Source organism: Streptomyces aurantiaciflavus (genome assembly GCF_049808595.1).
GTDB lineage: Bacteria > Actinomycetota > Actinomycetes > Streptomycetales > Streptomycetaceae > Streptomyces.
Genome location: NZ_JBNCAQ010000009.1, coordinates 276,053 through 289,685 on the forward strand (window position 1 = coordinate 276,053; position 13,633 = coordinate 289,685).

At 72.8% G+C, this 13,633-nt stretch carries 10 protein-coding genes and 1 pseudogene; 6 read left to right on the forward strand and 5 right to left on the reverse strand.

Annotation, left to right across the window (positions count from 1 at the left end):
• Nucleotides 1-120: 120 nt before the first annotated feature.
• Nucleotides 121-1,932 (reverse strand): phosphatidylglycerol lysyltransferase domain-containing protein, encoded by a 1,812-nt coding sequence (locus tag ACPT94_RS13430; RefSeq protein WP_360335133.1) that lies wholly within the window; start codon nt 1,930-1,932, stop codon nt 121-123.
• 234 nt (nt 1,933-2,166) lie between these two features.
• On the opposite strand from ACPT94_RS13430, the gene ACPT94_RS13435 reads away from it, so the two are divergent.
• Together ACPT94_RS13435 and ACPT94_RS13440 are read left to right on the forward strand one after the other, a co-directional pair.
• Entirely contained in the window at nt 2,167-3,291 is a 1,125-nt protein-coding gene (locus ACPT94_RS13435; protein WP_360335135.1) for an alpha/beta hydrolase, read from the forward strand.
• Nucleotides 3,292-3,445: 154 nt separating this feature from the next.
• A complete protein-coding gene (locus ACPT94_RS13440; protein WP_425245910.1) occupies nt 3,446-4,951 on the forward strand; it encodes a prolipoprotein diacylglyceryl transferase in 1,506 nt (501 codons plus the stop codon).
• Between the two features lie 243 nt (nt 4,952-5,194).
• On the opposite strand, the gene ACPT94_RS13445 is transcribed toward ACPT94_RS13440, so the two are convergent.
• The gene (locus tag ACPT94_RS13445) at nt 5,195-6,541 is read right to left on the reverse strand and encodes a PH domain-containing protein (protein WP_425245911.1); all 1,347 of its coding nucleotides are present in this window, start codon (nt 6,539-6,541) and stop codon (nt 5,195-5,197) included.
• Nucleotides 6,538-7,041, reverse strand: a complete 504-nt coding sequence (locus tag ACPT94_RS13450) for a PH domain-containing protein (protein ID WP_360335141.1) — start codon at nt 7,039-7,041, stop codon at nt 6,538-6,540. The genes ACPT94_RS13445 and ACPT94_RS13450 overlap by 4 nt, the downstream gene beginning before the upstream one ends.
• A 31-nt stretch (nt 7,042-7,072) precedes the next feature.
• Between ACPT94_RS13450 and ACPT94_RS13455 the strand changes: the two genes are divergently transcribed.
• Complete coding sequence (locus ACPT94_RS13455) at nt 7,073-8,224, forward strand: NADH-quinone oxidoreductase subunit D (protein ID WP_360335143.1); 1,152 nt, start codon at nt 7,073-7,075, stop codon at nt 8,222-8,224.
• Nucleotides 8,225-8,918: 694 nt separating this feature from the next.
• Here the strand turns inward: ACPT94_RS13455 and ACPT94_RS13460 are convergent.
• A pseudogene (locus tag ACPT94_RS13460) lies at nt 8,919-9,708 on the reverse strand (SAM-dependent methyltransferase); the annotation flags it as partial.
• A gap of 118 nt (nt 9,709-9,826) precedes the next feature.
• On the opposite strand from ACPT94_RS13460, the gene ACPT94_RS13465 reads away from it, so the two are divergent.
• The 3 genes from ACPT94_RS13465 to ACPT94_RS13475 all read left to right on the forward strand — a co-directional run bounded on the left by ACPT94_RS13465 (nt 9,827) and on the right by ACPT94_RS13475 (nt 12,453).
• On the forward strand, nt 9,827-11,029 hold the full coding sequence (locus ACPT94_RS13465; protein WP_360335147.1) for a sensor histidine kinase: 1,203 nt from the start codon (nt 9,827-9,829) through the stop codon (nt 11,027-11,029).
• Nucleotides 11,030-11,101: 72 nt separating this feature from the next.
• Complete coding sequence (locus ACPT94_RS13470) at nt 11,102-11,770, forward strand: response regulator transcription factor (protein WP_360335149.1); 669 nt, start codon at nt 11,102-11,104, stop codon at nt 11,768-11,770.
• A gap of 50 nt (nt 11,771-11,820) precedes the next feature.
• Entirely contained in the window at nt 11,821-12,453 is a 633-nt protein-coding gene (locus tag ACPT94_RS13475) for an AAA family ATPase (RefSeq protein ID WP_360335151.1), read from the forward strand.
• Between the two features lie 38 nt (nt 12,454-12,491).
• On the opposite strand, the gene ACPT94_RS13480 is transcribed toward ACPT94_RS13475, so the two are convergent.
• Entirely contained in the window at nt 12,492-13,598 is a 1,107-nt protein-coding gene (locus ACPT94_RS13480; protein WP_360335152.1) for a DUF5937 family protein, read from the reverse strand.
• Between the last annotated feature and the right edge of the window lie 35 nt (nt 13,599-13,633).

Consider the following 13,633-nt stretch of genomic DNA (forward strand, 5'->3'; position numbering starts at 1 on the left):
GTTCAGCGTAGGCCCAGGAGGGGGCCGCGATGCCGTGCGGCCCGGGCGGAAGCCCCAGGGCTGAGGGGGCGAGGTTTCCGCCCGGGCGGTCTCGGTGGCCCGGTCCACAGGTCGTCGCCGCTAGGCGGCCCGTACGTCTCTCTCCGCCACCTGGTGGGCACACACGCGTGCGGCGGCGGGCTTGCGGCGCAGGAACCGCGGCAGGGGGAGAGCGAGGTTGACGAAGCCCTCGGCCTGCATGGCGGCGAAGCCGATGCGGGGCAGGTCGGCCGAGGCGCGGTAGACGACGAAGCGCGGTTCCCAGCGGGGCTGGAACTTGGCGTTGAACTTGTACAGCGACTCGATCTGGAACCAGCGCGACAGGAACACCAGCAGCCCGCGCCAGGCGCGCAGCACCGGCCCCGCGCCGATCTTCTCGCCACGCGCCAGCGCCGCGCGGAACATCGCGAAGTTCAGCGACACGCGCGCGATGCCGAACTTCGGGGCCGCCTGGAGGGCGGCGACGATCAGCAGTTCGTTCATGCCCGGGTCGGCCGAGCGGTCGCGGCGCATCAGGTCCAGGGAGGCGCCGTCCGTGCCCCAGGGCACGAAGTGCAGGATCGCCTTGAGATCCCCGTACGGGCCGGGTTCGGGGTCGGCCTTGTGGGCGGTGGCGATGAGACAGTCGCCGTCGGCGGGATCGCCCACGCGGCCCAGGGCCATGGAGAACCCGCGCTCGGTGTCGGTGCCGCGCCAGTCCTCCGCGGCGCGCCGGATGCGCTCCAGTTCGGCCTCGCCGAGGTCACGGACACGTCGGACCCGGGTCTCGTAACCGGCGCGCTCGATGCGCTTGACCATCTGGCGCACGTTGCGCATCGCGCGGCCGGCGAGCGAGAAATCCGCGACGTCCACCACCGCCTCGTCGCCCAGTTCGAGGGCGTCGAGGCCGGTCTCGCGGGTCCACACCTCGCCGCCCGTCTCCGAGCAGCCCATGACGGCGGGGGTCCAGGAGTGGGCCTTGGCCTCGTCCATGAAGCGCTCGATGGCGCCCGGCCAGGCCTCGACGTCGCCGATGGGGTCGCCGCTGGCCAGCATCACACCGGAGACGACGCGGTAGGTCACGGCCGCCTTGCCGCTGGGGGAGAAGACGACGGCCTTGTCACGGCGCAGGGCGAAGTGGCCGAGGGAGTCGCGGCCGCCGTGCTTCTCCAGCAGGGCCCGCAGCCTGGTCTCGTCCTCCTCGGTGAGGTGGGCGGCCGGGTGTTCGGGGCGGAAGGCGAGGTAGATGGTGGTGACCGCGGTGATCCAGCCGAGGGCGCCGAGGGAGAAGGCGACCGTCCAGGAGGTGTTGCCCTGGTAGTCGACCGGTCCCTCGAAGCCGAACAGGCCGTACAGGACGTGGGTGATGCGGTCGGCCAGGCTCGGGTCGCCGACCATGCGCCCGGGGTGGGCGCTGACGATGACCAGCCCCAGGCCGAGCGAACCGGCGCCCATGAGGACGAAGTTGGCGAGGGCGCGCCAGCGGCTGCGCGGGTCGGGCAGGGCCCTGAACTGGTCGCGATGGACCAGCAGGGGCACCAGGAGCGCGACGGAGATCAGCGCGCCGACGATCGAGTGCCGGTAGGTGAACTGCGCGACGGCGCCCGCCGGGAGGAGTGCGACCGCCGCGCGCCACGCGCGCCGCTTGCCGCGCTTGAGTCCGTGCGCGAGAAGCAGCAGCAGGACGCCGGCGCTGAGCGAGAGCGCGGCCGCGAACGGGCCGAGCGCGCCGGGCAGCACTTCGGCCATGGTGTGCATACGGCTGTGCCGGAACCGGGGAAAGACGCCGGCGGCGACGTCCACCAGTCCCACGAGGGCGCAGGCTCTTCCGACGAGGGCGGGTACGGATTCGGGGCGCGGGCCCCGGACCAGCTGACGCACCCGGCTTGATCGGCTCGGAACCCCGCCCGACATTTCCCCATCTACCGTGACAGACATCGCATCCCGTAGTTCCGCGAGAGACCTTGAACCCGGTGCCGATTCGGGCATCCGGCGACATTGCGCCCTCTAGGACGGTGTCTCGGGGAGAGAGGTTCACTCGACTCCTCAAAGCCGCTGAAAAGGCCAAGGAAAGTCCGGGACAAGCCCTCGCGAAGGATAGCGAGGCAGACGGGAATCCCGGGCGGAGAGCGCAGGCAGGAACACCGCATGGGTCTCACGAGCAACACAGTGCTGCTGCTGGCAGTCCTGTCCGCCGTACTGCTGTTCGCCGGCACGGTGTGGCAGTGGCCGCGTCTCGCCGGGCGGGGCTGGCGGGCCGTCAGTGGGCGCGTCGGCCTGCTGCTCGCCACCCAGTTGGCGCTATTCGCGGCCGTCGGGCTGGCCGCCAACCAGGCCTTCGGCTTCTACGCCAGCTGGGCGGACCTCTTCGGTCGGGAGACCGACCAGGGCGTCGTCGTCGACCACGCCGCGGGTGGCGGCCCGGCTGGACCGCTGCAGGTGGTCGACACACGGCGCGTGGAGGGCGCGGGCGGAGGACCGCGGTCCGGCGGGCAGATACAGAAGGTCGCCATCACCGGTCGTACGACGCGGATCGCCACGCCCGCGTACGTGTACCTGCCGCCGGAGTACTTCGATCCGCGCTACCGCACGCGGACGTTCCCGGCGGCCGTGATCCTCACGGGCTACCCCGGTACGGCGCAGGCGCTCGTGACCAAGCTGGACTACCCGCGCACCGCGCGGGAGCTCGCCGAGGACGGGCGGATGCGGCCGATGATCCTGGTGATGCTGCGGCCGACGGTGGCGCCGCCGCGGGACACGGAGTGCGTGGACATCCCGGGCGGGCCGCAGACCGAGTCGTTCTTCGCCAAGGACCTGCCCCAGGCCGTGACGGCCCACTACAGGGTGGACCGCAAGCCGGGCAGCTGGGGCATCATCGGGAACTCCACGGGCGGCTACTGCGCGCTGAAGCTGGCGATGCACCACCCCGACGTCTACGCAGCGGGCGCCGGTCTGTCGGCGTACTACAAGGCGCCGACCGACCCGACCACCGGCGACCTCTTCCACGGCGACCAGACCCGGCGCAACGAGGCCGACCTGCGGTGGTTCCTGAAGCACCGGCCCGCGCCGGACACCTCGCTACTGGTCACCAGCAGCAAGGCCGGAGAAACCAACTACAAGGCCACGCTGAAGTTCATAGAACAGGTGAAGGCGACGAACAGGACCAGGATCTCGTCGATCACCCTCGAAAGCGGCGGACACAACTTCAACACATGGCGGCGCGAGATACCGCCGACGCTGGAGTGGATCAGCCGGCGGCTGAGCGGCCGGTGACGTCGGGGTACGGCCGCACCGGCCAGAAATGATCTTGATTCCGGTGGAATTCGGCGACCGGTCTGTTTCCTGATGTCCTGTGGAGGCTTCGGTATGGCTGTGTTTTTACGGGGCGGGGCGCCAACATTCGCCTACGCGCGGTAAGTTTCTGGCCATGCCACGTGGACGTCACCGCCATTCCCCGCCTTTGCACAGGCTGCTGCCTCCTTCGGCGATCGCAGGCGTCTCCCTCGTCTGCGCCCTCGGCCCCTGGGTGTTCACGGAGCCACTGGTGCTCCGCGTGCTGGCCGCGGCCGCCGCGGTGACGGCGATCGTCGGCGCGGTCGTCATGCGCCGCTGGGACATCCAGGCCGGCAAACAGGTCGCCGACCTCACGCGCGCGCGTGCGGGCGACGAGTGGCGCTTCGAGGAGCGCGTCGCCGAACTGGAGAGCGACCTCGACGAGTCGCGTGAGCTGCGCGTCAAGCTGGAGCAGCGCCTACGGGCCAAGCGCACCGAACTGGCCGGCCTGCGCAACGAGCACGCGGCACTGCTGCGCCGCTACGCCACGGCGGAGACCGAGCGGGCGAGCGCCCTGGAAGGCCGTCGTCTGCTCGAGATAGAGAGCACGACCCCCTCGCGCGCCCTGCCGCCCGCGCGGGCCGCCGAGGAGGCGTCCGAGGCGGAGACGGGGGCGGTCGCCACGCGGGAGGCCACCACGGCCGACACCGCCGAGACCGAGGCGCCCAAGGGCGAGGCACCCAAAGGCGAGGCACCCAAAGGCGAGGCACCCGAGACCGAGCTCGCCGAGGCCGAGGCCGCCACTGCGGACACCGAGACCGCCGAGGACGAGCCGAAGGCTCCCGCGGCCTTCTCCCCGGAGGGCTCCCAGCTGTACCTGCGCGCCCAGGCGGCACTGGCCCGGTTCGACGTCGACGCCGCCAAGCCGGCGAAGCCGGTGAAGAGCGACGAGCCCGCCGAGGCCGAGCCCGCGCAGGCCGCCCCCGCGCAGGCCGACGGCGACGCGGAGGCCGCGCAGGAGGACGAGGCGAAGGGGAAGCCCGAGGCGGTCGACGAGCACACGCGCGCGGCCGCCCCCCACACGGCCACCGAGGAGAACGAGACCCCGGCGCAGCAGGCCACTCCGGAAGAGGCCACCGCCCGGACCGAGGACGCGGAGAGCACGCACGCCGGGCAGACGCCGGAAGCTCCGGAAGGCACCCGGGCCCCGGAAGCGGAAGCCGACCGGGCCCCGGAGGCCTCGGAAGCCGCGCGGTCCGCAGGGGCTTCGCAGCCCGCCGAGCCCACCGCCGCCGAGACGGGAACGCTCGTCCCGCGCCCCGCCGCCCCCGTGCAGCGCCCCTCCGGGCACTTCACCGTGCCGACCGCCGTGGCCGTCGTACCGGCCGCGCAGCCGGTGCGGCCCCCGGCGGCCGAGGGCGGGTTCGACTTCTTCGGTACGAAGCAGTCGTCGGCGTCCGACGCGCTCGAGGCGGTGCAGAACGAGGACCTCGCCGATGTCGTCGGCGAGGAGGCGCTCGCGCTGCACAAGGCCGAGTCAGAGGCGGAGTTCAAGCCGGCGGACGAGCAGGCGCGCGCCGTCGGCCAGGTGATCGACCTGACCGCGCACGACGAGACCGAGCAGATCGACCTCCAGAGCCTGCGCACCGCCGCCTCCTGAACGCCCCACTGGTCTTCCTGAACGCTCCGACAGGGCCTGTCCCGCCGCCTCCGGTACGGCGGGCAGGCCCTTTGCCATGCAGGCGAGCGGCCGGTACGGGACGGCGAGCCGTCGAACGACGTCCGGCGGGCCGCGGTGCGACGTCCGGCGAACCATCGCACGGCGGCTTCCCGGCCGACGCGCGAAAGGCCGGCTCGCGAAAAGGCCGGTTCGCGAAAGGCCGGCTCCCTCCGTCCGGCCGCGTTACGCCATCCACCGATCGGGTCGCGCGTCGCGGCGCCCGGTCCGTGAGCGCTCCGCCTGACCCCGCAGCAGGTCCGCAGCCTCCTGTACGTCCCGTAGACGGGCCGTCACCGTTTGGTTGGCCCCCGTGTCCACGTGGACGTCGGCGAGGCGCCAGAGCCGCTGCCAGGGCCCCTGCGCGAGGCGCACGCTCTGCACCTTGGCGTGCGGCACGAGCGCCAGCTTCCGGCGCAGCAGTCCGTGCCGGGCGGCGAACACCGTCTCCGTGACGGCGATGCCGTAGCCCCGCCACCACAGCGGGAGGCAGCGCCCGGCCCGGCGCGGGGGCCGGGACAGGGCGGCCGCCGTCGGCACCGCCACCCCGGGCAGCACGCGCGCGACGACCGCTTCCGCCACCGCGCGCGGGGCGACCGGCACGAGCACCGAGTTGGCCGAACCGGCCACGTCCAGCTCCACCCGTACCCAGCCGCGCCGCCGCCACAGCAACGGCTCGACGACGCGCACGGTCTGCACACGCCCGGGCGGCACCGTCTCATGCGTGCGGTCCAGCAGACCGTGGTCGATCCGCAGCCCGTCCGGCGACTCGCCGACCGTCCAGTCGTACTCGCCGACGAACCGCCCCACGCTGCTCGCGCCCGCTGCACCCAGCAGGGGCACGCCGGTCGCGAGAACCGTCCACACGCTGTGGGTGGCCAGCCACAGCACCGGCGGTACGACGAGCGCGGCGGCGAGCGTGCCCCAGGTCGCGCCGGTCAGCACCAGCGCGATCGCCAGCTCGCGCGCCGGTACGCGGACCAGTTCGCGCGCCGGCGCTTCACCGACTTCGCGCGCCGTCTCGGGTGCGAAACCCGCCGCGCGCGCGAGCAGCTCCGCCCGCAGCGCGCGCGCCTCCGCCTCGCCCAGGAAGGCGAGCTCGTCCTTCTTGTCCGCGCCGACCACGTCCAGCCGCAGCTTCGCCACACCGGTGATCCGCGCGAGCAGCGGCTGAGTGACGTCGACGGCCTGGATGCGCTCCAGCCTGATGTGCGCGGTGCGGCGGAACAACAGCCCGGTCCGTATGCGCAGTTCGGCGTCCGTGACCGCGAAGTGCGTGAACCACCAGGACAGGAACCCGTACAGGGCGGCTGCCGGGACGATCACGGCGAGCGCGATCAGCAGCGTCGTCGTGGTCAGCCGCGTCAGCTGCTCCTGCGTCTGGTTCGGGTCGTGCGCCGCCCAGCCGACGATCACCGCGACGGGCGCCCACGCCCGCCGGAACGGCGTGACGGGGTGCAGTCGGCGCTCGGTGACGTCGGCCCGCTGCGGGAGGTCGCCGCGTACGCCGTCGTCGACGCCCGGCGCCGTCACAGCCCCGCCGATCGGGCCTCACCGAGCTCGGTGAGCCGGTCGCGCAGCCGTTCCGCCTCGGCCGGGTCCAGGCCCGGGATGGTCGCGTCGGTCGCGGCGGCCGCCGTGTGCAGCTGGACGCTGGCCAGCCCGAAGTGCCGCTCCACGGGACCGGACGTCACCTCGACGAGCTGCATCCGCCCGTACGGCACCACCGTCTCCTCACGCCACAGCACCCCCCGGCTGATCAGCAGGTCGTCGGCGCGCTCGGCGTACCGCCAGGAGCGCCAGTTGCGGCCCAGCATGACCCAGCCCCAGCCGATCCCCGCCAGCGGCAGCAGCGCGAACGCGGACCACGCCGGGCCGGCGAACAGGCCGAGCAGTACTCCGAGGCCCACGGCCGCAGGCCCCAGCCACACCACCAGCAACAGCCGGCGCATCCGCAGCAGCCCCGGAGGTAGTCCGGTCCACGCCGCCTCGGTCCCCGTCGTCTCCACGCCCCCCGGGCTCCCCGTTTCCATACGGCCAGCGTACGTAGGGGAGACTGGGGCCATGACTCCTACGACGGAGACCACGGTCGGGATCGGCGGTGCCGCGGAGAGCACCGACATGGTGCTCAACATCGGCCCGCAGCACCCCTCCACGCACGGTGTGCTGCGGCTGCGGCTCGTGCTGGACGGTGAGCGCATCATGCGTGCGGAGCCGGTGATCGGCTACATGCACCGCGGCGCGGAGAAGCTGTTCGAGGCGCGCGACTACCGCCAGATCGTCATGCTGGCCAACCGCCACGACTGGCTCTCGGCCTTCTCGAACGAGCTGGGCGTGGTCCTCGCCGTGGAGCGGATGCTCGGCATGGAGGTCCCCCCGCGCGCGGTGTGGACACGCACGCTCCTCGCCGAGCTGAACCGGGTGCTCAACCACCTGATGTTCCTGGGCTCGTACCCGCTGGAGCTGGGCGGCATCACTCCGGTCTTCTACGCCTTCCGCGAGCGCGAGGTCCTCCAGAACGTCATGGAGGAGGTCTCCGGCGGGCGCATGCACTACATGTTCAACCGGGTCGGCGGCCTCAAGGAGGACTTGCCGGCCGGATGGGCCTCACGCGCGCGTGGCGCCGTTTCCGCCGTGCGCTCGCGCATGGACGTCTTCGACGACCTCGTGCTGGGCAACGAGATCTTCCGGGGCCGCACGCGCGGCGTGGGCACCCTCACGCCGGCGGCCGTGCACGCGTACGGCGTGAGCGGGCCGATCGCGCGCGCCTCCGGCGTCGACTTCGACCTGCGCCGTGACGAGCCCTACCTGGCGTACGGCGAACTGCAGGACACCCTGAAGGTGGTGAGCCGGTCCGAGGGCGACTGCCTGGCCCGCTTCGAATGCCTCCTGGAGCAGACGCACAACGCGCTCGACCTCGCGGACGCCTGCCTGGACCGCCTCGCCGACCTCCCGCCCGGCCCGATCAACCAGCGGCTCCCCAAGGTCCTCAAGGCACCCGAGGGGCACACGTACGCGTGGACCGAGAACCCCCTCGGCATCAACGGTTACTACCTCGTCAGCAAGGGCGAGAAGACCCCGTACCGCCTGAAGCTGCGCTCGGCCTCGTACAACAACATCCAGGCGCTCACCGAGCTGCTGCCGGGCACGCTCGTCGCGGACATGGTGGCGATCCTGGGGTCGATGTTCTTCGTGGTCGGGGACATCGACAAGTAGGGAGACGCAGGTCAGCCGGTCGGGTCGGGCAGACCGAGCGGGTTCGGAATTCCAACCAGCTGGACCAGCCACCCGAAGTCGCCCAACCCGCCCGGCGCCGTGAGCTCGGCGGCCTCCCCGGCGCGCGCCAGGGCGCGCACGTACGCGGAGGGGTCCGTGCCCGCGAGCGCGAGCGGGGGGCGCACGCCGACGATCCCCAGCGCGCGCAGCGCGTCCCGCTGACTGAGCAGCCGCACGCCGGGAGGCGCACATGCCGCCCCACCCGCCGTCCCATCACCACCGGCCGCCGGCACGTCGACACTCGCGCGCGCCGGCGTGCCCGGCTCCGCGCCGGCTTGTGTGCCCGCCGGCGCGTCCGACTCCGCGCCGGCTGGGGTGTCGTTGTGCGCGCTGGGGGGCGCGCCGGTCTCCGTGCTCGCCAGCGCATCGGTTTTCGCGCGCGCCGGCGTGCCCGGCTCCGCGCCGGCTTGTGCGCCCGTCGCTGCTTCCGGATCGGGCTCCGCGCGAGCTGGGGCGTTGTCGTGCGCGCCGGCGGAAGTGCCGACCTCCGCGCCCGTCAGCGCATCGGCTCGCGCGCCCACCGGCGCACCCGCCACCTCCGCGCCTGTCCCGGCTCCGACGCCGGGTGCCGCGTCCGCCCCCACCCCCCTGACCGCCGCTTCCGCTCCCGCGCGCGCGTTCGGCGTCGCGTGCGCGCCCGCCTCCGCGCACGCGTCCAGCGCCACGTGGGCCGTGATGTCGCACGACCCGTCCGGCACGGGCGGTGTCTCGCGGCCCTCGCGGAAGCCGGTGAGTGTCCCGAACGGGGGGCGCGCATCCGCCGTGTGGGCGTAGTCCACCGCCACGGCGAGCCCGCGCGCGACACGGGAGACGGCGGAGGCCCACGCGCTGTCGCGAGGGAGGCCGATCTCCGCGCGCAGGCCCTGCTCGTGGGCGAGCGGCCACCAGCGGGCGAGCCACTGCGCCTCCGCGCCGGACACCGGTTCGCCGAGCCGCTCGGTGCCGTCGTCGCGGACGAGCACCAGCCGAACCACGCCCGCGGAGTCGACCTCGGCTACCTCGACGGGCACGTTGTCCAGCCACTCGTTGGCGAACAGCAGCCCGGTGACCTGCGGCGGCGGCTCGGGAAGCCACTCGATCCGGTGGGCGAGTCCCTCCGGGCGGGCGGCGATCTCGACGGCGTACGCACGCGTGCGGGCGGCCACGTCGGCGGGGAGTGCGGCGAGGACGCCGGTGACCAGTTCGCCGCGTCCGGCGGCCATGTCGACGAAGTCGAGGGACGCGGGCCGGCCGAGCGCCTGGTCGACGCGGCACAGCAGCCGGGCCACGGCGTCGGCGAAGAGCGGGGAGGCGTGCACGGACGTGCGGAAGTGGCCGGCCGGGCCCTCGGGGCGGCGGTAGAAGCCGTCCGTTCCGTACAGGGCGGACTCCGTCGCCGCCCGCCAGCCGCGCCATTCGCCGGAGCCCGTCACCGTTTTCACCACCCGGCCAGACTAGGCGTACAGGTGATCACGGCCTCCACCTTGCGGAGTACACGCGGCGACGCCGGATCGGCCCTCCGGTTGACCCCTGCACGCATCCCGCTTCCCTACGCTGGGTTACGTGCAGCGCCTCTATGACTTCCTTCGCAGACACCCGACCGGGGTCGACGGCTTCTGGGCCTTCGTCCTGTTCGGGCTCTCGCTTCTCGCGGAGACGGCGCGACAGGAGGCCACGGGCACGGACGCCCCGGCACTGATCGTCCCGATCCTGTTCCTGCTCTGCCTGGTGATCGCGCTGCGTCGCCGCATGCCCGAGAAGATGCTGCTGCTGGCCGTCGTGCTCGGACTGGCTCAGCTGGTGCTGGACGTGACGAAGACGGCCGCCGACTTCGCCCTGCTGGTGATCGTCTACACGGTCGCCGCGACCGGCGCCCGCTGGGCTTCCCGGCTCGCGCTGGGCATCGGCCTGTGCGCGGCCCCCCTGGCGCAGCTGCGCTGGCCGAACGACGACGCGAGCGTGCTGGGCAACCTCGCGCAGATGGTCTTCCTGACGATTCCGTTCGCCCTGGCCTGGGTGCTCGGCGACTCGATCCGCACCCGTCGCGCCTACTTCGCGCAGTTGGAGGAGCGCGCGGCGCGCCTGGAGAAGGAGCGCGAGGCGCAGGCGAAGGTCGCGGTCGCCGCCGAGCGCGCCCGCATCGCGCGCGAGTTGCACGACGTCGTCGCGCACAACGTGTCGGTGATGGTGGTCCAGGCCGACGGCGCCGCCTACGTCCTCGACGCCGCCCCCGACCAGGCGAAGAAGGCCCTGGAGACGATCTCGTCCACCGGTCGCCAGGCCCTCGCCGAGATGCGCCGCCTGCTGGGTGTGCTGCGCACCGGCGAGCACCAGGAGGGCGGGGAGTACGTGCCGCAGCCGGACGTCGAGCAGATCGAGGACCTCGTCGAGCAGTGCCGCGGCTCGGGACTGCCCGTGGACTTCAAGATCGAGGGCACCCCGCGCCCGCTGCCCAGCGGCGTGGAGCTGACCGCGTACCGCATCGTGCAGGAGGCGCTGACCAACACGCGCAAGCACGGCGGGCCGAACGCGGGCGCCAGCGTGCGCCTGGTCTACTTCGACGACGGCCTCGGTCTGCTCGTCGAGGACGACGGCAAGGGCGCCCCGCACGAGCTGTACGAGGAGGGCGGCGCCGACGGCCAGGGCCATGGCCTGATCGGTATGCGCGAGCGGGTCGGCATGGTCGGCGGCACCCTGGACGCGGGCCCACGACCCGGCGGAGGATTCCGCATCAGCGCCCTGCTCCCGCTCAAACCGGCGCATTGACGCCGACGCACGCCCCCTGTTGACACCTGTCACGCCCCCAAAGCCCCACCAGGACCCACGGAAGAGGACCCGATGACGATCCGCGTGATGCTCGTCGACGACCAGGTGCTGCTGCGCACCGGGTTCCGGATGGTGCTCGCCGCCCAGCCGGACATGGAGGTCGTGGCGGAGGCGGGTGACGGCGTCGAGGCCCTGCAGATCGTGCGCTCGACGGCGGTCGACGTCGTGCTCATGGACGTTCGCATGCCGAAGCTGGACGGCGTGGAGGCCACTCGCCGCATCTGTGCGGAGACCGACCCGCCGAAGGTGCTGATCCTGACCACCTTCGACCTCGACGAGTACGCCTTCTCCGGGCTGAAGGCGGGCGCCTCCGGCTTCATGCTCAAGGACGTGCCGCCCGGCGAGCTTCTCGCCGCCATCCGCTCCGTGCACAGCGGTGACGCGGTGGTCGCCCCCTCCACCACCCGCCGCCTCCTCGACCGGTTCGCACCGATGCTGCCCAGCACCGGAAAGGAGCCTCAGCACAAGGAGCTGGAGCGGCTCACCGAGCGGGAGCGCGAGGTGATGGTGCTGGTCGCCCAGGGCCTGTCGAACGGCGAGATCGCGGCCCGGCTGGTGCTGTCCGAGGCGACCGTCAAGACCCACGTGGGCCGCATCCTGACCAAGCTGGGGTTGCGGGACCGGGTGCAGGTCGTGGTCCTCGCGTACGAGACGGGCCTGGTGCGGGCCGGCGGGCACTGAACCGCGGGGAACGCGCCCCGCGCGCGCCCGGCGCGCACTAGGGTCTGCGCATGCTCCTGTGGATCAACGGCCCCTTCGGGGGCGGCAAGACACAGACCGCACACGAGATCCAGCGCCGCCTGCCCGGCAGCGTCGTCTGCGACCCCGAGCACGTCGGCTTCGGCCTGCACCGCATGCTGCCGCCCGGACTCCGTGGTGACTTCCAGGATCTGACGTCCTGGCGGCAGGGCGTCGTCGAGGTCCTCGACCTCGCCCTCACCCGTCACGACGGCGTGGTCATCGCGCCCATGACGGTCACGGACTCCGGCTACTTCGAGGAGACCGTGGGCCGGTTGCGCGCACTCGGCCACGACGTACGGCACTTCGCCCTTCTCGCCGAGCGGGAGACCGTCCTGCGGCGGCTGCGCGAGCGCGGCTTCGGACACCTCCTTCGGTACGTCGCCGGAAAGAACGCCCCTCTGCGCTGGGAGAGCTGGGCCGTTCAGCAGCTCGACCACTGCCTGGAGCGGCTGCGTGAACCGGAGTTCGCCGAGCACCTGTGGACCGACCACTCGACCGTGCCGAAGACGGCGGACCGCATCGCCGTCCTGGCCGGTCTGACACTGGAGCCGAACAACGAGGGCACTCTGCGGACACGGCTGCGCCAGGCCCGCGTGGGCCTGAAACACATCCGCTTCGACTGACGGCCACCGCGCGGCGCCACCCGGAACCCCCGCCGGGCCTATCTGAGGATTCCCTCCAGGAAGTCGCTCCCGAGCCGCGCCACTGTCGACACGTCGAGCTGGTGCAGCACGTACCGCCCGCGTCGGCGGGTGGTGATCAGCCCCGCCTTCTTCAGGACGGCGAGGTGCCGGGATATCTCGGGGGCCGACATGCCGTGCACCTGGGCCAGCTCGGTGGTGGTGTACGTGCTGCGGGCCAAGTGGCGGCAGATCCGCATGCGGACGGGGTGGGACAGGGCCGTCATCCGCAGCGCGAGCTGCTCGACGGACGGCGGCGAGGCGGGCTCCGGGGCGCCGACGGGATAGTGCAGGAGCGGCTGCCAGCCATGGCGGTGCAGCACGTTCAGATGCGGCCGGCCCAGGCTCGTGGGGACGAGGAGCAGGCCGCCGCCCGCGGTGGTGGTGCGGCCCCCGATCAGCTTGTCGACGACGATCCGCCCGGCGGCCTCGTCCAGCGTGACCGCGGGGGAGACCGCGGCCAGCGCCTCCGCGAGCCCCCGGTGCCGCAGCAGTTCCGTCTTGTGCCGGGCGTCCGCCGTGAGCTGGTGGCTCAGCCGGGACCAGGTGTCCGCGAAGAAGGCTTCGTCGCAGTCCTCCAGAAAGCGTCTCAGCCACCCGCGGACGCTCGGCGGATCGTCGAGGAGACGCCGCGTGAACCGCACCTGCTGGGGGCCGCGGGAGGCGGCGACCTCCAGGGCGCGGCGGCGCACGGCCTCGTCCGACAGGGCGTTCGGCGCATGGGCGTCGTAGGCGAACGTGCAGGTGAACTCCAGGGCCGCGTCCACGAACTGTTCGTCCGTCAGCTTGTCCAGGAGGTCCAGCTCCTCGGCGAGCGTCGCGCCGGGGAGCGTGCTTCCGCCGGCAATGCCTGCGCAGGGCAGGAAGGTGTCGGAGAACGACGTCCGCCACAGGAAGTCGGCCTCGCACATCCGGTCGGCCAGGTGCGGGTCCAGGCGCGCGGTGACGCTCGTGACCCAGCCCTGCAGGCCGGGGTGGTGCCCCGGCTCGGACAGCGCGTGCAGCGCCATACCGAGCTCGGCCAGGGGCGAGGGCACGATCGCGACCCTCTCCGGCCGCAGCCCCGCGATGTCGATGCTCACGCTCATGCCCTCATGGTGCACCCCACCACTGACAACGCCGT